Annotated in this window: 28 protein-coding genes, 2 pseudogenes and 1 riboswitch; of the genes and pseudogenes, 12 read left to right on the top strand and 18 right to left on the bottom strand. The window is 53.7% G+C overall.

Annotated elements, in window-relative coordinates:
* Positions 1 to 30 precede the first annotated feature (30 nt).
* Entirely contained in the window at positions 31 to 1,008 is a 978-nt protein-coding gene (locus AC3Y5R_RS17240; RefSeq protein WP_489922332.1) for an NAD-dependent epimerase/dehydratase family protein, read from the top strand.
* An 11-nt stretch (positions 1,009 to 1,019) separates the two neighbouring features.
* On the opposite strand, the gene AC3Y5R_RS17235 is transcribed toward AC3Y5R_RS17240, so the two are convergent.
* Positions 1,020 to 1,907, bottom strand: coding sequence for a LysR family transcriptional regulator (locus AC3Y5R_RS17235; RefSeq protein WP_489922331.1), 888 nt, complete (start codon positions 1,905 to 1,907; stop codon positions 1,020 to 1,022).
* A gap of 359 nt (positions 1,908 to 2,266) precedes the next feature.
* Here AC3Y5R_RS17235 and AC3Y5R_RS17230 point away from each other — a divergent pair.
* The 5 genes and pseudogenes from AC3Y5R_RS17230 to crcB form a co-directional block, all read left to right on the top strand.
* Positions 2,267 to 2,556, top strand: a pseudogene (locus tag AC3Y5R_RS17230) (glutathione S-transferase family protein); the annotation flags it as partial.
* A 391-nt stretch (positions 2,557 to 2,947) separates the two neighbouring features.
* Entirely contained in the window at positions 2,948 to 4,252 is a 1,305-nt protein-coding gene (locus tag AC3Y5R_RS17225; protein ID WP_489922330.1) for an MFS transporter, read from the top strand.
* 188 nt (positions 4,253 to 4,440) lie between these two features.
* Entirely contained in the window at positions 4,441 to 4,683 is a 243-nt protein-coding gene (locus AC3Y5R_RS17220; RefSeq protein ID WP_489922329.1) for a hypothetical protein, read from the top strand.
* A 203-nt stretch (positions 4,684 to 4,886) separates the two neighbouring features.
* Complete coding sequence (locus AC3Y5R_RS17215) at positions 4,887 to 5,483, top strand: DapH/DapD/GlmU-related protein (protein ID WP_489922328.1); 597 nt, start codon at positions 4,887 to 4,889, stop codon at positions 5,481 to 5,483.
* 143 nt (positions 5,484 to 5,626) lie between these two features.
* Positions 5,627 to 5,699, top strand: a riboswitch (Fluoride riboswitch).
* An 86-nt stretch (positions 5,700 to 5,785) separates the two neighbouring features.
* Positions 5,786 to 6,166: a fluoride efflux transporter CrcB gene (gene crcB, locus AC3Y5R_RS17210; protein ID WP_158783396.1), complete on the top strand. Its 381-nt coding sequence runs from the start codon at positions 5,786 to 5,788 to the stop codon at positions 6,164 to 6,166.
* 54 nt (positions 6,167 to 6,220) lie between these two features.
* Here the strand turns inward: crcB and AC3Y5R_RS17205 are convergent, their stop codons facing one another.
* The 4 genes from AC3Y5R_RS17205 to AC3Y5R_RS17190 all read right to left on the bottom strand — a co-directional run bounded on the left by AC3Y5R_RS17205 (position 6,221) and on the right by AC3Y5R_RS17190 (position 9,178).
* Positions 6,221 to 6,991: a hypothetical protein gene (locus AC3Y5R_RS17205; protein ID WP_489922327.1), complete on the bottom strand. Its 771-nt coding sequence runs from the start codon at positions 6,989 to 6,991 to the stop codon at positions 6,221 to 6,223.
* 1 nt (position 6,992) lies between these two features.
* Positions 6,993 to 7,190, bottom strand: coding sequence for a hypothetical protein (locus AC3Y5R_RS17200; protein WP_158783394.1), 198 nt, complete (start codon positions 7,188 to 7,190; stop codon positions 6,993 to 6,995).
* 104 nt (positions 7,191 to 7,294) lie between these two features.
* Positions 7,295 to 8,749: a sugar porter family MFS transporter gene (locus tag AC3Y5R_RS17195; RefSeq protein WP_489922326.1), complete on the bottom strand. Its 1,455-nt coding sequence runs from the start codon at positions 8,747 to 8,749 to the stop codon at positions 7,295 to 7,297.
* Between the two features lie 177 nt (positions 8,750 to 8,926).
* Positions 8,927 to 9,178, bottom strand: a complete 252-nt coding sequence (locus tag AC3Y5R_RS17190) for a hypothetical protein (protein ID WP_489922325.1) — start codon at positions 9,176 to 9,178, stop codon at positions 8,927 to 8,929.
* Between the two features lie 294 nt (positions 9,179 to 9,472).
* Here AC3Y5R_RS17190 and iraP point away from each other — a divergent pair, with 294 nt between their 5' ends.
* The gene (gene iraP / locus AC3Y5R_RS17185; RefSeq protein ID WP_158783392.1) at positions 9,473 to 9,775 is read left to right on the top strand and encodes an anti-adapter protein IraP; all 303 of its coding nucleotides are present in this window, start codon (positions 9,473 to 9,475) and stop codon (positions 9,773 to 9,775) included.
* A gap of 79 nt (positions 9,776 to 9,854) precedes the next feature.
* Positions 9,855 to 10,333 (top strand): annotated as a pseudogene (locus AC3Y5R_RS17180) (nuclear transport factor 2 family protein).
* 53 nt (positions 10,334 to 10,386) lie between these two features.
* On the opposite strand, the gene AC3Y5R_RS17175 reads toward AC3Y5R_RS17180, so the two are convergent.
* A complete protein-coding gene (locus tag AC3Y5R_RS17175; RefSeq protein WP_489922324.1) occupies positions 10,387 to 10,587 on the bottom strand; it encodes a hypothetical protein in 201 nt (66 codons plus the stop codon).
* A gap of 231 nt (positions 10,588 to 10,818) precedes the next feature.
* The gene (yjbE, locus tag AC3Y5R_RS17170) at positions 10,819 to 11,079 is read right to left on the bottom strand and encodes an exopolysaccharide production protein YjbE (RefSeq protein WP_489922323.1); all 261 of its coding nucleotides are present in this window, start codon (positions 11,077 to 11,079) and stop codon (positions 10,819 to 10,821) included.
* 557 nt (positions 11,080 to 11,636) lie between these two features.
* Here yjbE and AC3Y5R_RS17165 point away from each other — a divergent pair.
* Entirely contained in the window at positions 11,637 to 12,227 is a 591-nt protein-coding gene (locus AC3Y5R_RS17165; RefSeq protein ID WP_489922322.1) for a class I SAM-dependent methyltransferase, read from the top strand.
* A gap of 75 nt (positions 12,228 to 12,302) precedes the next feature.
* On the top strand, positions 12,303 to 12,533 hold the full coding sequence (locus AC3Y5R_RS17160; RefSeq protein WP_489922321.1) for a hypothetical protein: 231 nt from the start codon (positions 12,303 to 12,305) through the stop codon (positions 12,531 to 12,533).
* Between the two features lie 72 nt (positions 12,534 to 12,605).
* On the opposite strand, the gene AC3Y5R_RS17155 is transcribed toward AC3Y5R_RS17160, so the two are convergent.
* The 5 genes from AC3Y5R_RS17155 to AC3Y5R_RS17135 form a co-directional block, all read right to left on the bottom strand.
* Positions 12,606 to 13,619, bottom strand: coding sequence for an acyltransferase (locus tag AC3Y5R_RS17155; RefSeq protein ID WP_489922320.1), 1,014 nt, complete (start codon positions 13,617 to 13,619; stop codon positions 12,606 to 12,608).
* 126 nt (positions 13,620 to 13,745) lie between these two features.
* Positions 13,746 to 13,973, bottom strand: a complete 228-nt coding sequence (locus AC3Y5R_RS17150; protein WP_489922319.1) for a hypothetical protein — start codon at positions 13,971 to 13,973, stop codon at positions 13,746 to 13,748.
* Between the two features lie 385 nt (positions 13,974 to 14,358).
* Entirely contained in the window at positions 14,359 to 14,616 is a 258-nt protein-coding gene (locus AC3Y5R_RS17145) for a biofilm/acid-resistance regulator YmgB/AriR (protein WP_489922318.1), read from the bottom strand.
* A gap of 490 nt (positions 14,617 to 15,106) precedes the next feature.
* Positions 15,107 to 15,460: a hypothetical protein gene (locus tag AC3Y5R_RS17140; protein ID WP_489922317.1), complete on the bottom strand. Its 354-nt coding sequence runs from the start codon at positions 15,458 to 15,460 to the stop codon at positions 15,107 to 15,109.
* A gap of 43 nt (positions 15,461 to 15,503) precedes the next feature.
* Positions 15,504 to 16,094: a pesticin C-terminus-like muramidase gene (locus AC3Y5R_RS17135; RefSeq protein ID WP_489922316.1), complete on the bottom strand. Its 591-nt coding sequence runs from the start codon at positions 16,092 to 16,094 to the stop codon at positions 15,504 to 15,506.
* A 328-nt stretch (positions 16,095 to 16,422) separates the two neighbouring features.
* Here AC3Y5R_RS17135 and copM point away from each other — a divergent pair, with 328 nt between their 5' ends.
* Entirely contained in the window at positions 16,423 to 16,782 is a 360-nt protein-coding gene (copM, locus tag AC3Y5R_RS17130) for a CopM family metallochaperone (RefSeq protein ID WP_489922315.1), read from the top strand.
* Positions 16,783 to 16,874: 92 nt separating this feature from the next.
* Positions 16,875 to 17,069: a hypothetical protein gene (locus AC3Y5R_RS17125; RefSeq protein ID WP_158783384.1), complete on the top strand. Its 195-nt coding sequence runs from the start codon at positions 16,875 to 16,877 to the stop codon at positions 17,067 to 17,069.
* 36 nt (positions 17,070 to 17,105) lie between these two features.
* Here the strand turns inward: AC3Y5R_RS17125 and AC3Y5R_RS17120 are convergent, their stop codons facing one another.
* The 6 genes from AC3Y5R_RS17120 to AC3Y5R_RS17095 form a co-directional block, all read right to left on the bottom strand.
* On the bottom strand, positions 17,106 to 18,680 hold the full coding sequence (locus AC3Y5R_RS17120) for an ABC transporter substrate-binding protein (protein WP_489922314.1): 1,575 nt from the start codon (positions 18,678 to 18,680) through the stop codon (positions 17,106 to 17,108).
* 146 nt (positions 18,681 to 18,826) lie between these two features.
* Positions 18,827 to 19,492, bottom strand: a complete 666-nt coding sequence (locus AC3Y5R_RS17115; protein ID WP_489922344.1) for an ABC transporter ATP-binding protein — start codon at positions 19,490 to 19,492, stop codon at positions 18,827 to 18,829.
* Positions 19,485 to 20,333, bottom strand: coding sequence for an ABC transporter ATP-binding protein (locus AC3Y5R_RS17110; protein ID WP_489922313.1), 849 nt, complete (start codon positions 20,331 to 20,333; stop codon positions 19,485 to 19,487). Before AC3Y5R_RS17110 ends, AC3Y5R_RS17115 begins: the two co-directional genes overlap by 8 nt.
* Positions 20,323 to 21,180, bottom strand: a complete 858-nt coding sequence (locus AC3Y5R_RS17105; protein ID WP_489922312.1) for an ABC transporter permease — start codon at positions 21,178 to 21,180, stop codon at positions 20,323 to 20,325. The genes AC3Y5R_RS17110 and AC3Y5R_RS17105 overlap by 11 nt, the downstream gene beginning before the upstream one ends.
* Complete coding sequence (locus AC3Y5R_RS17100) at positions 21,177 to 22,229, bottom strand: ABC transporter permease (protein WP_489922311.1); 1,053 nt, start codon at positions 22,227 to 22,229, stop codon at positions 21,177 to 21,179. Before AC3Y5R_RS17100 ends, AC3Y5R_RS17105 begins: the two co-directional genes overlap by 4 nt.
* Positions 22,229 to 23,797, bottom strand: coding sequence for an ABC transporter substrate-binding protein (locus AC3Y5R_RS17095; protein ID WP_489922310.1), 1,569 nt, complete (start codon positions 23,795 to 23,797; stop codon positions 22,229 to 22,231). Before AC3Y5R_RS17095 ends, AC3Y5R_RS17100 begins: the two co-directional genes overlap by 1 nt.
* Positions 23,798 to 23,846: the final 49 nt, after the last annotated feature.

Genomic DNA, 23,846 nt, shown 5'->3' with positions numbered 1-23,846 from the left:
AATTTCTGCAATCAAGAGGAGTAAATGAAGATGAAGCACAACGCGACACGACGTAAAACAGTGCTGGTCACTGGAGCAAATGGCTATATTGGCAACGCAGTGGCAAACGCTTTTAACCGGGCCGGATGGAAAACTTACGGGCTGTGCCGTCGGGAAGCTGATGCTGCCGGGCTGGCGCGTAATGAAATCCATCCGCTGATCGGTTCACCGGAAGAGCTCTCTTTTCTGAAGCAGACTGAGGAAGCCGTTTTCGATGTGGTTGTGTCTAACACAGAAGACTTCACCGCGATGGCGGCACACCTCAGTAAGGTTAAGCAGATGATGGCAGCTATCGGGGAGCACAGCGCAAAAGCAGGTATCCGGCCGCTGCTGATGTTTACCAGCGGCTGCAAAGATTACGGTGGGATGGATCTGAAAGATGGCGATGCAGGGCTGGCACCTCATACCGAAAGCAGCCCGATGAAAGCGCCTGACCTGTTGTTGCCGCGCGAGCAGTTCGGTTCTGCGCTGCTGGTGGCGGAGGGGGCACCTTACGATGCGACGGTGCTGCGCCCGACCATCGTTTATGGCCTCTCTTCCAGTCACTATGGCCCGCTGTTCGATCTTGCTGCAGGCAGTGAGGGCGTGCTGGAGCTGCTGGCTGATCCTGCCGCCATCATGCACTCGCTGCATGTGGATGACTGTGCAGAGGCGTATGTCATGCTGGCAGAACATCCACAGCGTAGTGAGGTGGCTCAGCAGGCATTCAACATCTCCAGTCAGCATTATGAAACGGCGCAGCAGATTGGTGAGGCCCTGGCTAACTCTTACGGCCTGCAGCTGAAGTTATCTGCACCGATCGGAACTGTGCCGATCGAGACGGTACACGGGTTGGCTAACTTCTGGCAATGGGTAGGATCTGACAAACTGCGTGCGCTGACCGGCTGGCGTGAACGTCGTGCGACATTCACTGCCGGGCTGGAGGAGTACCGCCTGGCTTATGAAACCAGAAGCCGTCATCAGGCCTGACTGGCTTCGGGCTAAAGCGTACCCTCAAACAGGCTGTCGATAAATAAGCGGACTCTGGGAGCAAGATATTTACGGGTCGGGTAGAGCACCACAATGGGGATTCGCTCCGGCTCGTATTTCTCCATGATCCGCACCAGGCGGCCTTTTTCTGCTTCCTGCTCTGCCAGAAAATCAGGGAGCTGCACGATGCCCAGCCCGGCAACGGCGGCATCCCTGAGCGCCTCACCATCATCAAAGCGCACCCGGCTGACCGGTTCCAGCCAGCTGGATTTGCCATTCTCATCATGCAGTCGCCAGGCCAGCGTGCGGCCATGCTGCACAAACAGCAGACCGGCGTGTTTTTTCAGTTCATCAGGTGTGCGGGGTGTACCGTTGCGGCGAAGATAATCGGGCGAGGCGCAAATACTCAGGCGCTGTCGGTCCACCACTCGTGAAACCAGATCCTCGCTGATATTTTGAGCGCCAATGCGGATCGCCAGATCGTAGCCTTCGGTAATCAAATCAACCGTCCGGTCGCTGAAGCTGACCTCCGCTTCCACCCGTGGCCAGGCCGCCAGATAGCGGGCCAGAACCGGCATCACCTGGCTGCGACCATACGCATCCGGTACGCTCATGCGTAGCAAGCCCTGTGGCTCATTCCCGCGTGAGGACATGGCCTGAATGGCCTCTTCCAGCTCGGCAATTGTCGCAGTGCAGCGTTGACAGAGCGTGCGCCCTTCATCGGTCAGGGTGATCACTCTGGTGGTGCGGTGAAACAGACGGGTGCCGGTACGCTCTTCAAGGCGGCCAATGGCTTTTGCCACTGCCGATCTTGTCAGTCCCAGCTTGCGGGCTGCCAGTGCAAAATTACCGGCCTCAGCGGCGGCAATAAAAATCTTCAGTACGTTCAGATCGTTCATGCTGTTCCTGCGGGCAGCAGGCGGGACAAAATGGCGAGCCTGCTTCGTCAATAGATCTGAACTGAGTGTATTGGGATAATCAGAATTAGCAATTTTTTCGCGGTCACGGCGCGCAGTCTACCAGAACCATGATGACATGGCGCAGCAGTAAATAATTGTAATTGATAACAATATCAGTTCGAGTGGTTTGATCAGTGGCATAATCGTGGCTGACGGTTTTGGTTAAGTATTCATTACATCGGTCTGATTTCGGGAAACTTTAGTAAAAGGTTGAATGCCGGATTTACCGGCCGGTAAACAGACCGGATTGTGCTATTTTTCCCCCGGCAGACTGGATTAAGGAGAGTGATGTGTAAAGGCTGGCCCGCTCCGACTACGATCTTTATCCGGCCGGGTTGCAGGAAGAGATTGATGCGCTGAACGAGGAGATCGACCCGCAGCCGAACAATGGCGTGTATCGCGCCGGGTTTGCCACCACTCAGTCGAGCTATCCGCAGCTGAACAGCTACACATTAAGAATGCTGGACGTGCCGTGCGTGAAACGGTGAGTATCGATCATATCAGGCAGGGCTACTACTCCATTAAGGCGTTGAACCCAAATGGTATTGTCCCACCCGGGCCGGATTTGAGCGAGTATGGGTTGCGGTAAGTGGTAACGCCATTGTTGGCAGATTAAAGACGATCGATAAAACCGATCAATAAACTTTAATCGATCGGTGATAACCATTATTTATTCAGGGTTGTTACGCGGTATTGTTGTCATCCCACAAACAAAAGGATACTGGGATGAGGCTCGCAGGGAAATTTTGTCAGGAATGCGGCAGGCGAAGGCGATTAATTGAGCGACTTTTTGCTGAAGATTTGGCGTTATGCGACGACTGTTTCTACCGGCTGATACAGAAACAGCGTGACCGGCGTTAACCGCTTCCAGTGTGAGAATCGTCCGCAAGCCAGCCGGGAACCTTGCCCGGTTGGGGCAAGTACGACTACAGTTCAGATTCATACCCTTTTTCCGGATTGAAGACGACAGGGAGCCGTAATTGAAAAAAGTCCTCGGCACTTTTTTACCGCTGTACACCACCACACTCCTGATGCTGCTTGGCTCCGGCCTGCTGACCACTTATGTCTCGCTGCGCCTGGCCCATGAGCAGGTAAGCGGCGGGGTGATTGGGGGGATCACCGCAGCTAACTATATTGGCCTGGTGATTGGTGGCAAGGTGGGGCATAACCTGATTGCCCGCGTGGGGCATATTCGTGCTTATGTATCCTGTGCCGGTATTATCACTGCTTCCGTTTTGGGCCACGGTATTACGGAATATCTGCCGATGTGGATCTTCCTGCGGCTGATTATCGGCCTGTGCATGATGTGCCAGTATATGGTGCTGGAAAGCTGGCTGAATGACCAGGCGGAGGTGGGGCAGCGTGGCCTGATTTTCGGCTTCTATATGGTGGCCACCTATCTTGGCCTGTCGTCCGGCCAGATCATCCTGATGACGCAGATCGGATCCGGCAGTACCAGCCTGCTGATCGTCGCGCTGTGCTTTGCGCTTTGCCTTGTGCCGATAGCGCTGACCACGCGAACCAATGCGCATCCGATGACGCCCGCCCCGATGGAGCTCGGGTACTTCTTCCGTACCATCCCTAAGATTCTGGTGATCACTCTTGCAACGGGCATGGCCGTGGGGGCGTTCTACGGTATGGCACCGGTGTATACCAGCCTGCTTGGCTTCAGCACTCAGCAAACCGGCCTGTTTATGGGCATCACCATTTTCGCCGGGCTGATCTCCCAGTTTCCGCTGAGCTGGCTGTCGGACCGGGTTGACCGCCATCGCCTGCTTTTTTATACCGCGCTACTTTATGCGCTTGCCGCGCTGCCGCTAACGTTGCCTCTTCACTTTGGCTTTCTGTGGGTGGTGGTGGCCGCGTTTATCGCCAGCATGATGCAGTTCTCCCTTTATCCGCTGGTGGTGGCGATAGCCAATGACAGCGTGGTGCCGGAGCGCCGTGTCTCGCTGACCGCCTGCCTGTTGATGGCATTTGGTGTCGGAGCCTGTATTGGCCCACTGGTGACCGGGGCAATCATGCAGCCGCTGGGTGGCAATATGCTCTATGCATTTTTCTGTCTGTGTGGTGCCGGGGTTGCAGCGATGAGCGGATTCCGTGGCCGGACGCCGCAGGAGAGCAATGACGCTCCGGTCCCACACGTGGCGATGCCGGATAGCCTGGCCAGTTCACCACTGGCCGCTGCGCTGAACCCGACTATCACGGAAGAGGAGATCCAGGCGACCATGGTGAATACCGAAGAGGAGCAGGAAAGCCCACCGGCTGCTCCTCCGGTAAATTAATCTCAGTAATGATCAATACAGGCCGTATTTTCAACGTTGATTGAAATACGGCCCATTTCTTTTGAGGCTGAACACGGAACAGTAATAATTTCCAGATTATTTCAGTAAGGATAATCTGAAATTTGATCGTTGCCTGTGGTAGTTTATACTGCCACTCACGATTAACGATGATAAGGAAAGTCAATGAAATGTCGGTTGTCGACCCGGGGAAGGGTCATGATTGCAGTTCTGGTGGGATGCATGGCCTTCTGGGCGCTCATTCTGCTCTGGGGGTTTGGCTGATGGTTGACTCCCCTGGCAAGACGGATAAAAACAGAGGCCATGAAAAGAAGGATCGCTTCGAAAGGTGGCAAATTACTGAAGAACAAAGACGATTTATCGGGTATTTACTGCCTGAGAAAAAAATAAAACCGCCTGAAGCGGAAGAATAAGACTACAGCACAGAAAAAATCTTACCCTTGTACCCCATTGCTGCACCTTCATGCCACCTGCTCCTGCCATGTTATCAATCAGCGCTGAGTCTGAGCTGTCATCTTCTTTCCACGAATCTGTCATCTCGCTGTGCCAGATTAAACTGACCCGTGTTGATTGCCGGTTTCCTGCCCGGTGAGCGGCACGCATCCAGACATCCGACATGGAGGCCAACATGCCCGTGATTGAACTGCACCAGCCAAAGCTTGCCGAAACCTTTATTGATGACAGCGTGACGCTGCGGGAAGCCGAAGTGGGGCGCTGCTGTGAAATCCTGGCGCACAGCCATATGGAATACGCCACGCTGGGGGACTACTCCTATCTTGGGCCTTACTGCACCGTAGCCGATTCGGAAATCGGCAAGTTTACGGCTATCGCCTCAAACGTGCGGCTGGGCGCGCCGAACCATCCCGTTGACCGCCCATCACAGCACCGCTTCACCTACTGCGCGGAGTATTACAGTTCGACTGCGGAGCGTGACCGGGAATTTTTTGCCGCCCGCCGCGCCGATCGTGTTGTGATTGGTCATGATGTCTGGATTGGACACGGGGTGACCGTTTTGCCCGGTGTGACAGTAGGTGATGGTGCGGTGCTGGCGGCTGGTGCGGTAGTGACCAAAGACGTGGCACCGTACACCATTGTGGGTGGTGTCCCGGCACGGGTGATCAAAGAGCGGTTCGTGCGTGAGATTGCTGAGCGCATGGTGCGGATCGCCTGGTGGCACTGGCCAATGAACGAGATCATGGCAGCATCTTGCTGACTTCAAATCAACGGATATGCGGGCCTTCTGCGAGCGCTGGGATCCGCAAACCCGCTGCCCTGCGAAATAAACCTTCTTCGCGTCGACTCTTTAAGGCCTGGCTTTTGAGAAGCTTGCAAAAAACGACGTGGCTGATTACGCTAGCGCTTCAAGGTGATGGTGCTCCACCTTTCCCAACCGCCCTGCCCGTAAGGGGCTGATGACGCCTGATACTGCCATCTTTTTATTAAGAAGAGGGTTGTGTATCAGGCGTTCCGGAACCTGCCCGATCATCAATCCTCGTAAAAATCTTTGAGGACATAATGCTTAAACCGTTACTCGCCGTCATTATTGGTGGCTCTGCTGGCTGTGTGATCCGCTGGCTGCTGGCCGTCCGGCTGAACTCGCTGTTTCCTAATCTACCGCCTGGTACGCTGGTGGTGAACCTGGTTGGCGGCTTTATTATTGGCGCGGCAATGGCATGGTTCCTGCGCAATCCCCAACTCGATCCTGCCTGGAAATTGCTGATCACCACTGGCCTGTGTGGCGGGATGACGACTTTTTCCACTTTCTCGCTGGAAATTGTCACTCTGATGCAGGCAGGCAATTATCTCTGGGCGATGATCTCGGTGATGACCCACGTGCTGGGTTCGCTGCTGATGACCTTTGCCGGTTTCTGGCTGGTTACTCTGCTGGTGGGCTGAATACTGCCTGCTGACTCAGATCCCACAAGCGGGGAACATTGCGTCAGCAGGACTTCAGGCGATTTTTTCTTCAGCGTCCAGTGCCAGCGCACTGGCGCTGGCTGCATCAAACAACGACAAGCTTTCAATCTGATCCAGCATAATCACCTTGCGAAAAGCCATCGCTGATTTCGGCTCAGAGTTCAGCGTGATGTTGTGTTCTGCGTACCATTTCGCATAGTTATGTTCGATGGACAGGTTCAGGGTCTTGCCGTCACGGTAGCCGCTGAGCATCGGGATCAGCACCAGATTGGACGTTGACGTATTTTCATAAGACGCGGTGTGGATCATACCAATGTAGATGCGCCGCGATTTCAACGTCACCCATGCCAGTTCGCCTTCGTCCATACACTGGAACAGCAAGCCCTCCACGCCGTTCGCGCGGGAAAGTTTTTTGTACAACTTCTTGCGATTACTACTGTTCAGCCGTGCACTACCCGACCAGTTGGAGCGGTAGATGCAAAATACCACGGCGAAGGAGAGCATGATCACCACCGGAGCCTGTATCCCCAGAAAGCTCCAGGTCATAAATTCCATCTGCCAGTGATGATACAGGCCACCATCAACCTGCGGCAGGGCATTCATTAACGCAGAAAAGCCTAACAGCAGCAGCCAGATCAGCCCGGTCGCAATCAAGCCCTGCAGAACGAAGATGCAGCCGTAGAGCGCCACCAGAAAGTAGACGTCCCAGCCAAAAGAGCGTTTGATTTTGAAGCGGGTGGTCAGGTCACGGCTGGTGTACCAGTAACCGCAGACCATCAGAACCATAAATATTGCCGTTCCCATCTCAGGCTCTTTTCAGCGCATTGACGTGACGGGAAAAGTCTTCATGCACTTCGTTGCTGGAAATGTTTACGGCGGCGCTGCCATCCTCATCGATGATGATACGCTCTCCCTCTTCAATCGACTCTTCGACGTCACTTTGGCTCATTACCTGCAACAGTGATTCCGGACTGGAAAACAGCGCGAACAGAAATTTGAACATAGACTTTCCTTCTGAATAGCAAACGGTAAGCCTGGCAGCCTTTGGCCGATCGCTCTATAAGATGATGATTAAAGAAAGGGTGCCGTCCCTGGCACGCGGTGATCTCAGCTGCTGGTTTGCGGCGCCGGATCGTCCTGCAGGTGTTTTTTGAAGTGTTTTTCAATCTGCTCGAGCGTTTTGCCCTGGGTTTCCGGAGCAAAAATCACCGCGAAAATCCCACCTGCAACGCCAATCGCGGCGAACGCGAAGAAGGTCATCGTCAGGCCAAAGGTTTCCAGCAGGATCGGAAACATAAAGGCAATTGAGAAGTTAGTCATCTGCATGGCAAAGACCGAAATGCCGTTGGCCATGCCGCGAATGCGCATCGGGAACATTTCCGACAGCAGCAGCCAGGTGACCGGCGACAGCGCGCCCTGCTGGAAGCACAGGAACACCAGCATGCCTGCCAGCACCAGATAGCTGCGCAATACGTCGGGATGGCCGTTAACGGTCTCCGGCATCAGCCACGTCAGCAGGCCGATAGTCAGCAGCGTACAGGTACAGCCAATCTGTCCGACCAGCAGCAGCGGACGGCGGCCGAAGCGGCTGAGCAGCATGATGCCGACAAAGGTCATGATCACCGAGATCACCCCGTTGGCAATGGTCGCCAGCAGCGAGGCGTTGGTACCCAGCCCGGTAGCCTGCAGCATGGTTGGCGCGTAAAACATGATGGTGTTCACGCCAGAAAGCTGCTGCAGCATGGCGATACCGATGCCCAGCGCCACCAGACGCTTCATCCAGACCGAGATAGTTTTTTGACGGCGGGCGTTCTTCTGGCTTTTTGAGTCCATCGATTGACGGATCTCGCCCATTTCACGCTCGACTATCCGTGAGTGGCGGGTACGCTCCAGCACGTCACGCGCTTCACGGTAGCGGCCATGCATGGCGTACCAGCGCGGTGTATCCGGCAGGAACAGCATTCCTACCCATAAAATCACCGCAGGCACACAGGCGACGCCCAGCATCCAGCGCCAGGTGGTTTCACCGCCCCAGATTTCGTTAATCGCTGCGTTACTGGTGTAAGCAATCAACTGGCCGGAAACGATCATCAATTCCTGCAGCGTGACAAACTGCCAGCGGCGGTTGGCGGGAACGATTTCGGCAATGTAGATTGGCACGATCGCAGCTGCGCCACCCACGGCCAGGCCGAGGATAAAGCGGAAGAGGATCATAATAACCACGTTGGGTGCCATAGCGCAGCCCAGCGAGCCGATCATAAAGATTACCGCCATGACCAGGATGATTTTTTTGCGGCCAAAGCGGTCAGCCACGCGCCCGGCAAAGATGGCTCCGATGGCGGAACCGAGGATCAGGAAGCTGGTCACCATGCCGGTGGTCAGCGAAGTCAGATGCAAATCATGCTTCATGAAAAGCAAAGCACCGGCAATCACTCCGGTGTCATAGCCAAACAGTAATCCCCCAAGTGTGGCAATAAACGCAATTACTTTTACCAGCGGTTCGGTCGACTGCGGCGAGCTTGCCGCGGTGCCGGATTGCCCGCTGTTCGATGTATCAGTCACAAGTTACTCCCTGCTATTTAATTATTGTGGTTGTGGTGTGATGCAAGTCACACTAGTAATAAATTTACTCTACGCTGGTCATTTTGGTAGGAAAACGACGAAATTAAATTTCAGGGAGAGGAGAAATGGAGGAGCTGAGGGGAAATAACTGCCGGAGAGATCCCGGCAGTGAATCGGTTATCTTTGCGCATTTTGCCGAACGCTGTACTCGCTCAGCCAGCCAAGGTACTGCTCCATCACCAGCACCGAATTTTCGTCGGGCTGGGTAGTGCGGATATACAACTGCGCGGACAGGCGAGTGTTATCCTGGATGTAAATTTCGTACTTTTTGTTCCATGCTGGTGTGTCGGGACGTTCACGTAACACAACGTCATTGAAGCGCAGGTGCTGCCAGCGCATCAGCCGCTCATAAAAATGTGCTTTATCCATGACGGATTAACCTCTCCGTTTTTTTAGTGATTTTGAGTTTTTTAAAGTTTACCTGCGCCACTGCTGTGGGACGCTGGCTTAGTAAATCTAGCTGAAAACAGGGGCTTCGCCAGCCGGTCGACTTTTTTCAGAAAAATCTTCACGGACTTTTACTGATATGCTGTTTAACAAGCTGAAAGTAATGAGTTATTTTTCGTAAGCATTAAAAAAGTCGGAATGCGTTTTACGCTATAAATTGTTTACTCATTACCGGGCATGATGGTAATTTCAGTGACAAACATTAAGGGGCGGAATATGAAGCAGTTAGTGATTGATATTTTAATGAAATTGGCAAAAATGGATGTGGATGCTAAAGAGCTGACGGCGCAAGTTGAAGCACAGTCTTTGCTGCTGGCAGCGCTGTTGCTCACCGCCGGAAAAGAGGGGCCGAATAATATTTCTGAGAACATCCAGAATGCAATCGTGGCCGCTTCCAGCAATGGTCAGACTTTCCTGCAGTCCGACATCGATCTGTTGCTGACTCACGTTAATCGTCTGCTGGCGGTCACCCGTTACGTTGATGAGAAGGCCGGTTCAGATGCGGAAGAGCAGCATTAATCAGAGGTCATAAACCGCTACTGGCTGTTGCCGGATAATGAAAAGTCATTTCCCATCGCTGAGCTATCAGGAGAACCCGATGTCCAGTGAGTCCGAACGTCGTTTGCCGTTGCCGCCTTTCACCCATGAAACGGCGATCGAAAAGGTTCGTCTGGCCGGGAATGACTGGAACAGTCGTAATCAGCAGCAGGTGGCGCAGGCTTACACTCTGGATACGCAGTGGCGTAACCGAGCTGAGTTCGTCACCAACAGTCAGGAAGCAGAAGCTTTTCTCAGCCGTTAATGGGGAAAGAGCTGGATTACCGGCTGATTAAAGAGCTGTGGACATTTGAGGGTAACCGTATTGCGGTGCGTTATGCCTGTGAATGGCACGATGACTCCGGCAACTGGTTCCGCTCCTGTGGCAATGAGAACTGGGAGTTTGACGAGAACGGGCTGATGGCCCGGCGCTTTGCCTGCATCAACGATCTGCCGAGTCAGGAATCGGAGCGAAAATATCACTGGCCGTCTGGTCGTCGTCCGGATGACCTTCCAGGCCTGAGCGAGTTGGGGTTGTAGCCGCCCTGGCTGTTCGGAATTTTCAGCATCCGGTGCTCATTTATTCCTGTCGGTCAGTTTACCTTCGTCTGCTCACTACCCTGATTACGGTAAACCTCACCGCATATCAGCACCGCATTGGGACGCCGTTCATGGATATGATCGGCGATACGCTGGCATGCCACGCGGGTGGGAAAAATATGCTCGGACACTGGCAGAGCGTCACAGGCATCATGACCACAGGCGCTGACGAGTAACACGAAGCCAATCAACATAGCTCACTCCTTTGACGTACCAGACCAGCGTTAAGTATAGGTCAGGAGCGAGGCGGATGTAGTGGCACTGGACGGGGGCGATCTCTGGTTCAGTGTGCCGGCAGGATTACTGCTGCAGCAGATGCTGGTCCGGCTAAACGTACAGTGACAGCGAACAGAAAAAGCAGCCCAGGGCTGCTTTTATATTGCCACTGCTTTCACTCTGAGGGTTCGTCTGGTCGGTGAAATAAATCAGTGAGCCATGGTAGAGGTGGTGATAGTGGTGGTGCCGGTGGTGGTTGAACCATCGCTGCCGTCGCCACCGCCACCGCCCATGGTGGCGAGAGCAATACCCAGTACAGCGGCCACTGCGCCTACACCCACGGCATTTGAGTTGCCGTCAGACATGGCTGTCGCGGCACTGCCTGCGGCTTCACCGGTGGTTGCTGCGGCATAAACGCTGCTGCTGCCGGTGACCATTAATAACAGAAAGATCGCGGTGATTTTTTTCATTTTTATTTACCCTCTGAGCCTGTGTGTTGTAACAATAGCCAGAGGATAATTTTAAATTTCAGGCTTGGAAACAGGGCCAGAAAGGCATTATTACCTGGTTTCTGATAACCTGGTAACATAAACAGATCCGCTTATTTCCTGACCCAATAATACTCCTTTTCCGTATCTGAATTGACTGGCTACAGCCAGGCAGCAGCAGAGGGACAGACACTTCGCTCAGACACAGAATTACCTTAGCGGGTCAGCTGTGGGGGTTGGAAGGATACTGACTGATGTCTGGCTGCAAATAAGTACCATTGGTTAGTAAAATGTTGCGTCATTTTTAAGAATAAACACTTGAGCTATTTTTTATCATGTTTAGTAACGTGCGGAGCTTTTTGAAGCAAAGTGGAGTGTGTGGCGATATTGTCAGCTGTTGCGGAATATGAATGAGATTAAAACCAGGATTGCGATCCGATGCGATTAATCTTAGTTTTCACTCTGTAGAGCAGGTTTTAAGAACTCATTAAGTTTCTTGTGGCCTACTGGGAGGATTCAATTTTGCCAGAGGCTACCCTATGTTGTTATCTGCATTTTCCTATATCAAAGATAAAACCGGTTATTTGCAGGAATTCCTCTCCGATCCGCGTAAAACGGGCACCATTGCGCCGTCCTCTCTGTCGCTGTGTAAGACCATGTCTGACGCGGTGGACTGGAACCGCTGCGAACGCATCGCTGAGCTGGGTGCCGGTGACGGTGTGCTGACCCGCTATCTGCTCACCCGCATGAGGTCGGATGCAGCGCTGCTGGCTTTTGAGACCAATCCCCGCTTTCATCCCAAGCTGGCAGCAATCGACGATTCGCGCCTGCGGGTGACGGGGGCCTCGGCTGAGACGCTGAGTGGTGAATATGACGCGATTTTCTCCGGCCTGCCGTTGCTGTCGCTGCCGCAGCCGGTCAGGCACGGCATTCTTGAGCGGGCAGCCTCCCTGCTCAGCCCTGAAGGGGTGTTTGTGCAGTTCCAGTACACTTCGCTGTCCGAGCCTCTTCTCTCCGGCTACTTCGCCTGGAACCGTACCCGAGTGCTGCGTAATCTGCCACCGGCCTGGGTCTACAGCTGTCACTCTCTCGATAATCTTCCTCACGCACGCACAGGCACAGCAATATGACCGCAGGATGACTTTGAGATGGCAATCTCCGCAAGGTCTGCCAGGCTTACTGTTTACCCACAACAGGAGGAGAGAATGAGCACTGACACTGAGTTACCGATCTCTAATGAGGACGAAGTTTGTAACATCATTGGCAAAGCGGTGGTTGACCTGAGTATCACGGGACAGCCTGTTAATAAGGCCACGCTGGCGCTCAAACTGTTAGCGATGGCAGATCAGGACCACGATGAAGAGAGAATTCTGCTTTACTGGATTGCCCGGAAAGCAATCAATCAGCCACACAGGTTTGCCTCTGCAGCTTACTGAAGGCACGTGGCAACCCGGCACACTGCCGGAAGAACGGCCGCTCATCTCATGAGTGGCCGTTTCTGTTTCTGCTCAGGTAATCCGGCGTACCCAGGGAATATGGCGCAGCAGCCAGACGATCAGCGCAGAGATGATAAAGCAGGCCAGCGATACCAGCGGGATGGTCAGCGTTGAGTAGTACCCTTCGAAATTGATGCTCAGTACCCGCAGCAGCGTTTCCAGCACAATGATATGGACAAAGAAGATCCCGAGGCTCAGCCGTGACATCGCGCGGATAATATTGAATGCCCGTTTGCTGTAGGTGAACCCGGCATTCAGCAGCATAAAGAACAAGGCCAGCGAAACCACGACCAGTGTAGGTGCAGAATAAAACAGGAATACTTTGCTGGGTGAGAAGGTGCTGATGGACAGGGAGTAGGTCATCACCGCGGTTAATACCGCAGAAAGCACAAAGATAATCGCCGCAATAGTTGTTTTCGGGTTAATTTTAAAACGCCTGGCCACGCCGCCGATTATGTAGAAACCAGACAGATAAACCACCATATCAATATTGCTCGGGGCGGGAATGGCATGGCCTTCCAGCAGGTTTACCTTAACGTTATCGAACAGCATATAAACTGAAGCAAGAACAAACCAGACGGTGACGGTATAATTGACCCTTTGCTGGCTGCCGTTCTGAATGAATGTATTCAGCAGGGGAGTTACCAGGTACAGCAGGATCAGAGTATAGATAAACCACAAATGCGGATAGGCAGGGCTGCTTAGCAGTTCAAGAATACTGACTGGTGCTCTGCTGGCGTTGACCTGCTCATTATAAACCAGATAAATAACCGACCAGGCGATCAGCGGGATCACCAAGTTCAGCACCCGTTTTTTTAACGTGCTCAGCAGCGATTCATTTTTATTTAACGACGAGTAACCTGCAATCAGCAGAAACAGGGGAAAAGCGGTGCGCCCAAGCACTTCGTACATGACCGAAACCGACCATGCCAGATGAAAATAGCTGAAGGGAATCGCTGCGGTATGCAGCAGAATCACCAGAAATGTCGCCACCACGGTCAGCAGCTTTAGATTGATCGTTTTCAACGCCTGAGTCCTTGTCACTAATCACGCTCTGACGTGGCCAGTCAGAATATCGCCAGTGGGCTAAAGGTACCATATTTCCGCCGTCCTGACGTGTTTGCAGACAAGAAAAAGCGCTGATAAAGGTGTTCAGGTGCGGGAGGCGGAAGCGTCCAGCGTCACGCTGGCCGGGCAGATCTCATCTGGTTTCACCAGCCGGTATTCTGCTTTTCCCTGATGGACATACAGACAGGCACGACCCGCTGACCCACCATCCTGTTCTTCAGAAAGCGATACGGTGATTTTTTCGGCCTGTGCCTGCAGGCTGATAAAAATCGCTGCGGCAATCAGAGTATTCACTACGCTCAATCCATTCATATCAACACTGCCAGAAGTTAAGAGGGGGGAGGAAATCTGGCTCTCCTTTTCATCGGCAATGCCAGTCAGTCATGATGACGGTAGCGTCAGGTTGAGGCAGCCTGCAAGCGTCCAGCAGCAATATCGGACGAAGCCTGGGGATATACCAGAGGAATGTTCTTAATTAGAATGGCCTTAATTAATCAGCGTTAATCATAAGCTGATTTCATTGCGTTCTGCCTTACAGCAGGAAGTGATGTTGCCCGATAGCTGAGTGTAGGGAGGATTTTTAGTGCCGGTTAATGAGTAGAGTTTAAGAGGGTGTCGGTTCGTTTGATTTAAGAGAAGGTTCCGGGGAAAAAGCGGTTTAGCCACTGCAGAACCCGATAGGTTCTGCGGCGTTCTGTCAGGTGATCAGATCGTCTTCAGTCTGGTGAACTACCATCTCCAGCACGGAACGATGCACATCCAGAGAAACAACATCGCTGGTGCCTTCCATACGCTGCAGCAGTCGGGCAATAAGAGCTTTATTGGTAACGGGCATTCCACTCTGCAGGATTTCCACCACCACGGAACCGAGAATTTCCACTTCGGTATGGGCTTCCTGAATTTCGGCTTTGAAATAGCGGGTCAGTTCATAGCTGATCTGGGATGACTCTTGCATGTGTTTCTCCAAAAATCCGGACCGGGGCAGCGGTCTGGAGTGCAGGTAAGCAGTTTATTCCCGGGCGCACTGGCCCGATGTTTATAATTTTGCAGCGAAAAAAATTGCCTCGGGAAGTGGGAAACCCAGCAACACTTCCTGAGGCCATGCAAATGCATAATTTCGTTACGTACAAAAAGGTAGACGTTTTTTGAGGGTTGTACAAGTTTATTTTAAGGCTGTACAACTTTAGGGTGGTGCATAGTTATGCATTTTTCGGGGCGGGGCGGCTTCCCTTTCCGGGCTGCTGCTGACCACAAAGGATGAGTATCTTGATACTGCTTCTGATGAAGAAACCTGGGGATAATCTAACGGGAGAAGAGGCAAACGGTGGTCGTTTAATTGAAATGCTGATGGGATGAGACATAAATTTTGGGCATGTTTTTTACGATGTGTTATTAAAAGACACCTGTCTCAATTTTTAGATGCCTTTTCAAGATTAATACATCCACTAGCCATTCAGATTTTCAAAAAATTCTGCTGCTGACGTATATTCGGCAGACAGGCATGTATTTTCTTGTGCTATTTCAGCATCGGTATTGATGGATTCAAATATCATAACTCTGCATTTTTGCTTAATGGTTGTATTCCATGACTTTTCCAGTTTTAATATTTTTTCCTTTTGCTTCGGTAAATGTTCTATGGTTTTTTTTATTGTAATGTCAAGCAAGTGTCTGGCATTCTTGGTTTTTTCGATTGATTTTTGATTGATTTCTGCCAGTTGACTCATTTCAGGTTCAGTAAAAGCAGCATTGACATTAAAAGAAAAAATGGAGATAAATAAAGCAGTGTTAATTATTTTCATAGAACTCAACCCTTCTTTTAAATCTGTCATAAGGAACAGTAAATCAGATTGAACGGTCTGCAACTACTTTTCCAAACCCAGTTACATCACCGGCATAAGCCAGTCGTTGTATGTAAGATCTTGTTACCAAACTGTAATCTCCGCGATATCGTAAATCAATGAGGACTTCTTTTATTTTTTGCGGGATATTATCCCACGCTAACTCTGGTGATGTTTTTGGGTCTGGGTGATATTTTTCTATAGTGAACTTGTCTTTGCATATCCTCTCAGCATCTTTTTTCATTTTTTTATAGGTATCTAAAAACAGATTTAGTTGCTGTTGCTCAGTAATCTCCTCAATTCTGTCTCTGTTTTTTAATACAAAGTTATAAGCTGAACAACCTTTCAGCCTTGCGCCGGAAGCTATTGCCTCTGCTTTATCATTTTCTATGCCGACGTTTTTCAGGGCCATCAGCACACTTATCTTTGACTTGTCTCCGAGATCGAAACCTCTGCCAATTGTTACACCAGAGTTGTTTTTACCACATGATGATGCATTGCCGGGCCAGTGTAGTTTCTTTGAATAATCCGTGCTGGATTTTAAATTATTCCCTTCTGCCCTGAACGTCAGTAAGCCCTCTTTAGGTTCTAACATAATCGCTCCTTGTCCCTGTTATCTGTCGCCATTTACTGGCTCATAACACACTCACCACCTTGCTAACCGTCTTTACTGATTGCGGACAAACTTACATAGCTCTGTTCTGCATGACGGTCATTGTAACAATCAGATGCCTGCAAGGTTATGCTGCCAGAGACAAATCATACCCCCTCAATAAAGCCTGTAAATGCTGAAAGTCGGATCGAATAAAATTGAGAGTTTTGCCCGATATTGACTGTTGTGAAGATATTTCCTTGACCTTAACCCAACTGGAAGGTGCAGGATGAAAACCGATCTTCTTCACTCACTGACAAGGACAGCCAGTATGAACAAGTTATTTTGCAGCATGATCGCCACCCTGGTCCTGTCCGCTTCCGCCCAGGCGGCAGACAAAATGTCTATGCCAATGGATGGCGGGCAGGCAACCACTCCGGCGCAGCAGAGCTACCAGGCAGGAATGGATAAAATGCATCAGCAGATGATGGCGGGGATGAAAGAGTCCGATCCGGATAAAGCCTTTGCGGAAGGGATGACGGCGCATCATCAGGGGGCCATTGAGATGGCGAAAACCGAGTTGCAATACGGCAAGGATCCGGAAATGCGGGCGCTGGCTGAGGCGATCATCAAAGCGCAGCAGCCGGAAATCGACCAGATGCAGAGCTGGCTGAAACAGCAGAAAAAATAGCGTTGAAAATCGGAAAGGGGGCGCGGAATAATTTCACCCGCAGCACGGAAAGTTGTTAAAATTACCGTTTACTCCTTTTCACGGAAGCCGCTATGACATCTGAAATTTCCCATCCGGCCAGCAGCCCAAAACAGGCTGCGTTGCAGCTGGTGATTGAGCTGGTTCGCGCAGGCAAACTCAGCCCGATGCAGGGTGATGCCTCGAATATGATCTCCATTTATGAGCAGTTCAAAGCGCACTTTGAAGCTGACAAAAACAAGCATTCGTCGGATTCTGCGATTTCCTGACGTGTTACGGGCGGTATTGCCGCCCGTGACGTCTTCTTATTTACTGACCACATCGTAATAAAGCATGCTGGTGCCAATGCCCTGCTGCGCACCCTTGATGTTACTGCGTAATCCCACCAGTTTTTGTCCCTGAAGCGTCACCACATAAGGTGAGTTTTGCTGTATCTCCGTCTGCAACTGCTGGTAGAGCGCATTACGCTTCGTTACGTTGCTCTCAGCCGCCGCCGCGTGGGTTTCAGCACTGAGTTTGGGGATCGTCCAGCCTACGCGCCAGGCGAGAGTTTTCGGGCCTCCCGGAACGTTATACGCAAAGGTACTGGCGTTGGTATTTGGATCGACATAGTCCGCTCCCCAGTAGATAAAGATCGACTGGAAGTCCCGTCCGCGCATTTTTCCCCACAGCTCGGCTTCCGGTACCGGTTGAATAGTAATGTTGATCCCGGCTTTGGCGAAGCTGGCCTGCAGCGCCTGAGCCACGTCGGTATAGGGTGGCTGATTGACGATGGTCAGGGTGAAGCTGGTGCCGGGTTTGATCCTTCCCTGCTGCAGGATCTGCTTCGCTTTATCCGGATCGTAGTGGAAGGGGTGATTCTCCAGCGCGCCGTCAAAGCCCTGCGGCAGAAATGCCTGATGCACCTGATACTGTCCCTTCAGCAACTGCTGCGAAATGCTGTTGTAGTCAACCAGCCAGCGCGCTGCCTGCCATAGCGCCGGGTTGCCAAGTGCGCTCTGCTGCTTATTCCCGGTGTTGAAGCCCAGATAGTAAATCAGGCTGGAAGGGAAACTCTCCACTTTGACGCCGGACTGTTTTTTCAGCGCGTCAAACTGATCGGCTCCCAGCTCATAAGCCACATCCGCATCGCCCTGCTGCAGCAACAATCGGCGGGAACCGGGATCGGCCACGCCTTTCAGAATAATGCGCTTCAGCTTTGGCTGTGGCGCAGCGTGCGGATTCTCTTCCAGCACCAGTGCCTGCTGTGGCACGAAATTGCGGATGGTGTAAGCAGCGCTGCCTGCCGAATGGGTGCGCAACCAGCCGTTGCCAAAATCGCCATTGCTGGCGTGCTGTTGGACCAGCTTGCTGTCGACAACCGAGGCAACTGGCGCGGTCAGTAATCTCAGCGCCAGATCCCGGCCAATTGCCGCAGGCCAGCGTATTTCCACCTGGTTCTCGCTGCGACGAATCAGCTGCCTGTCAATATTTTCCGGCGTCCAGCCGAACTCTCCGAGGATAAACGCCGGGGTTTTGTTCAACTTCACCACGCGGCTGAGGGAATAAATCACATCATCGGCGGTCACCGGATTGCCCCCGGCGAAAGTGGTGCCAGGCTTGAGGGTAAACAGCAGGCTCCGTTCGCTGCTGCCGGGTTGCCAGGTGCTGGCCAGATCGGGAACCAGCTTGCGGGGATCATCCCGGCCAGAAGCGACAAGTCCCTGATACAGGTTAATCAGGCTGCTGGTGCTGACCGTTTCAAAACTTTCCGCCGGATCGAAACTGATGATGCCGTCCAGAGGAATAGCAACAATCAGCGTATCCGCTGGCGTGGCGGCGTGGGCCTGGCTGGTAGTGGCCAGCAGGCAGGCAAGGGCAAGGGGGGCAATCTTTCGCATTGGCATGTCCTGAAGAGGAGGAATATCAGGACTATAGGCACAAAACACCGTTGCAGAAATGCCAATTCCGGCAACGGTTAGCTGATTAAGACATTAGCCAGATCAACAGGTTATGGCTGATGGCAATCGATCATAAGCGGCAACTTTCAGACGACGATATAGCCGCGATCCATCTTCACCGCGCGGTCGCACATATGGTCGATCACGTCAGGATCGTGGCTGACCAGCACCATCGTCAGGTTATCCTGCTGTTTCAGGGTGTTCAGCAGGTTGAGGATCTCCGCCTGTACCGACATATCCAGCGCAGAAGTGGGCTCATCCAGCAGCAGGATTTTTGGCTCCAGCAGCAGTGCGCGGACGATAGCCACGCGCTGTCGCTGACCCCCTGAAAGCTGGTGTGGGTAACGATCTGCCAGCACCGGATCCAGCCCGACATGACGGAAGCCACTGTCGATACGATCGTTAATATCCTGTACTTTCAGCAGCTTCAGCGGCTCCGCCAGAGTGCGGCGCAGGCGGTGACGCGGATGCAGCGAAGCATAGGGATCCTGAAACACCATCTGCACGTCACGTCGCAGCTGCCCGGTAAAATCCTTACCCGGTAACACGCTATGCCCGGCCAGCGTCATGCTGCCACGCCAGTTCGGGTTCAGACCGGCCATCACCCACAGCAGCGACGATTTACCGCAGCCGGAGGGGCCGACCAGCCCAAAGCACTCCCCGCTCGCCACGTTCAGCGACACATCATGTACCACGGTGCGCTGCTCATAGCCCTGACGGTGCGAAACGCTCAGCGTTTGCAGTTCAATCATGTTCACGGTGTGCCTCCAGCGCGGCGCGATCCAGTACCGGCAGCGGTTTCCCCTGCGTTGCCTTGCCCGGACGGCAGGACCACAGGGTTCTGGTATAAGGATGGGTGGCCCGCGGCAGGTCGGCGGCAGGCAGTGTGTCCAGGATCTCGCCCTGATACATCACCATCACCCGTTCGCAGTGTTCTGAAACCTGCTGCAAATCGTGGCTGATCAGCAGCAGCCCCATATTGCGTTGTTCAACCAGACGGCGGATCAGCGCCAGTACCTGATCGCGCATGACATGATCCAGCGCGGAAGTGGGTTCATCGGCGATCAAAAACTGCGGATCGGCAATCAGCGCAATGGCCAGCATCACACGTTGTCCCATCCCGCCGGAAAGCTGATGCGGATAGCGCTGCATCAACTGAGCGGGCTGGGGCAGGCCAACGGCATCCAGCATCTCGCAGACTTTCTCTTTGATCTCTGCCCGGCTCAGCCTGGCGTGCAGCTTCAGCGGCTCGGCCACCTGCCAGCCGATAGTGCGCATTGGGTTAAGGGCATATTTTGGATCCTGCATCACCATCGCCAGCTTGCTGCCGCGCAGCTTATTCCAGCTGCGCTCATTGAGAGTCAGCGCATTTTCACCGGCAACGCTCAGCGTGTCTGCCTGCAGGTCAAGCGAAGGTGACAGCAGTCCCATCAGGCTACGGGCGGTCAGGGATTTGCCGGAGCCAGATTCGCCGACCAGCGCCACGCGTTCACGCCCCAGCGAGAAGCTGATACTTTTGACCAGTTCTGCGCCCGTCGCACTGGCGATGGAGAGGTTTTTTGCCACGATCTGTGGGGAAATATCAGTTGGCATTTCGGGTATCCATTCGGTCACGCAGGCCGTCGCCCGTCAGATTAAAGGCCAGGCTGGCAAACAGGATCGCGCCACCCGGTGCGGCGGCCACCCACCACTGGTCGAAGATCACCTTGCTGCCTTCTGCCACCATCGAGCCCCACTCTGCGGTAGGAGGCTGTACACCCATCCCGAGGAAACCAAGCCCGGCAGCGGAGAGAATTATCCCGCCCAGACTCAGCGCCGCACGTACCACCGCACCTGGCATACAGAGCGGCAGAATGTGGCCGAACATCAGGCGCAGGCCGTTGATGCCCTGCATCCGCGCTGCGGCAAGATAGTCACTGCGGCGTAGCGCCAGCGTCTCGGCCCGCGCCTGGCGGGCAAACGGCGGCCAACTGGTTAGCGCCAGTGCCAGCGCGCCGTTCATCAGGCCCGGCCCCAGCATCGCTACCAGCGCCAGTGCAATCACCAGGTTAGGCAAGGACAGGAAAATATCGGTAATGCGCATCAGTACACGCTCGCTCCAGCCGCCGAGATAGCCCGCGCAGATGCCCACCAGCATACCGACCGGAATGGTCAGCACCAGGATCAGCGAGACCAGCAGCAGTGTCGGGCGCGCACCGTAGATCACTCTGGAGAGCAGGTCGCGGCCAAAGCCGTCGGTACCGAACCAGTGTGCAGCCGAAGGCGGCAGCAGGCGGGCTGACATCGTCTGGGCATTAGGATCGAAAGGGGCCAACAGCGGAGCCAGCAGGGCCGCGAGGATCAGGATCGCCACCAGCGTACCGCCAATCGCCAGCGACGTCATACGGGATCGGCGGTGGCGTGGCTTCGCGAGTTCAATATCAGTTAAATTTTGCGTCATCGGGTTCTCGGGTCGGTGAGATAAGTTAACGCATCCGCCAGCGCATTCAGGGTGATAAAGCAGCCGCCAATCAGCAGTGTAGAACCGAGGATCGCCGGAGTATCTGAAGCGAACAGCGCGGTAGTCATATATCGTCCAACGCCCGGCCAGGCAAACACCGTTTCGGTCAGCACCGAGCCTTCCAGCAGCGTGGCATAGGAGAGAGCCAGCACGGTAATCAGCGTGCCACGGACATTAGGAAAAACGTGCTGCAGCAGAATACGCCCCCGGCTGGTACCTTTCGCACGAGCCAGCGTCACATACTCTTTGCTGCTCTCTTCCAGCAGCGCGGCGCGCAGCAGACGGGTGATCCCGGCCATTGCCAGCAGTCCCAGCACCACCACCGGCAGCCACAGGTGGGCAATGGCGTTGCGGAACATCTCCGGGTCGCCGGAGAGCCAGCTGTCGATCAGCACCAGTCCAGTTTTCGGTTCCAGCGTGTAGACCCAGATATCGTCCAGCCGTCCCGGCCCGGCGGACCAGTGCAGCACGGCATAAAACAGCAGCAACCCCAGCAACCCCAGCCAGAAAACCGGCACCGAGTAGCCGAGCAGTGAAATCAGGCGGGCGAGATTATCCAGCACGCTGCCCGGTTTCCATGCCGCCAATAGCGCCAGCAGGACGCCAAAGACCGCACCGAAAATCATCGCACAGGTCGCCAGCTCAATCGTTGCCGGGAAGGTCCGCAGCAGATCGGTTGCAACCGGCTGATTGGTCAGACGGGAAATGCCCAGCTCGCCGTGGGTGAGATGGGCCAGATAGTGCCAGAACTGCATCAGCAGCGGCTGGTCCAGCCCCAGTTCGCGGCGTGCCTGAGCATAGGTTGATTCGCTGGCGTGATCGCCGACAATCTGCAACACCGGATCAACCGGGGAGAGGTGGGAAAGCATAAACGTGAATGCCAGCAACCCCAGCAGCGTCACCGCCAGTGACAGCAGCCCGGTGAGCAGCCTCCCGCTTCGCAACCAGAAAAGCCGGGCGGACCCGGCTTCAGCAACAAACAGAGCCATTACTTACTGACCTGGCTGTAGTAAACCATATCCGGGTTGATCCCCTGGACGTAGCCTTTCAGGTTGGAACGCACGGCAATCAGGTTACGTGCCTGCAAACCGACCACGTACGGCGAGTTCTGCTGCACTTCACGCTGCATACTTTCATAGAGCTTGATGCGTTTTGCCTTGTCGCTCTCCGCCGTGGCGGCCAGCGTTTGCTTGCTCAGTTCCGGAATATGCCAGTTTGAACGCCATGCCAGCGTTTTGCTACCGTCTTCCGGATTGTAGGCAAAGGCTGCGGCGTTGGTGTTTGGATCGAAATAGTCCGCGCCCCAGGCATTCAGCGTTGCCTCATATTTATGCGCCTTCACCGAGGTGGAGATCTCACTGCTCAGGCCCGGGATCAGCTCAACGGTAATGCCGCCTTTGGCAAAGCTGGCCTGCAGCGCCTGTGCGATGTCGAGATAAGGCGGCTGATTGCTGACGCTCAGCTTGAAGTGGACGTCTTTCAGACCGGCTTTGCTGAGAATGGCTTTGGCTTTAGCCGGATCGAAGGTGAACGGGTTGTCATTCAGCGCGCCTAGGAAGCCCTGTGGCAGGAAGGACTGGTGCACCTGGAACTGCCCCTTCAGCAGGTCGTCGGCGATGCCGTGGTAGTCAAACAGATAGCGTGACGCTTCCCACAGCGCCGGGTTTTTCAGTACCGGGTTAGCTTCAATGTTGAACTGAATGTAATACAGCGATGCCATCGGAATGGCCATCGGCGTCACGTCTGGCTTGTTCTTCAGCGCGGCCATCTGGTCGGCACCCAGATTACGGGCGATATCCGCATCACCCTGCTCAAGCAGCAGACGACGGGCAGCCGGTTCCGGCACGTTTTTGATCAACACGTTTTTCAGTTTTGGTGCGCCGTCCGGTGAGGTTGGGTTTGCGGAGAGCAGCACCACTTCATGCGGGATATATTTGCGGATCTGGAACGGTCCGCTGCCCGCCGAATGCATTTGCAGCCATTTATTGCCAAGGTCGCCTTTCTGTTCGTTGGCTGTCGCAGTTTTCGCATCAACAATCGACGATACCGGCGCGGCCAGCAGGCTCAGCACATAGGTCGGGCTGACGTTAGCTGTCCAGCTGATCTGCACATGGGTGTCGTCGACTTTTTTCAACTGCGCATCGATATTGTCTTTGGTCCAGCCCAGCTGAGTCAGAATAAATGAAGGATCGAGATCCAGCTTCACCACGCGGCTGAGGGAGAAGATCACATCTTCAGGACGAACCGGATTGCCTGAGGCAAACTTCGCGCCGTCACGCAGGGTAAAGGTAAGGCTGCGGTTATCGCTGCCAGGCTGCCAGCTTGATGCCAGCGTGGGCTTCAGGTCGGTAGGATTTTGCGGATCGGACTGGACCAGACGCTGATAGAGGTTGGTGAACGCCTGGACCGAGGTCAGTTCAAAGCCTTCGGCCGGGTCAAAACTGCTGGCATCATCGATAGACTGGGCAATCACCAGGGTATCCGGAGGAGTGGCGGCATGGGCTGCGAAAGCACCGGCCAGCGCCACGGCAATCATTGACGGAACTACAATTTTCATGACGTTTCCTTACCTTTTAATGTGAGCGCGAGTGTAGATTACCTGCGCG

The organism is Erwinia sp. 009765445, from assembly GCF_058137865.1.
This window is presented reverse-complemented; position numbering and strand designations above follow the sequence as displayed.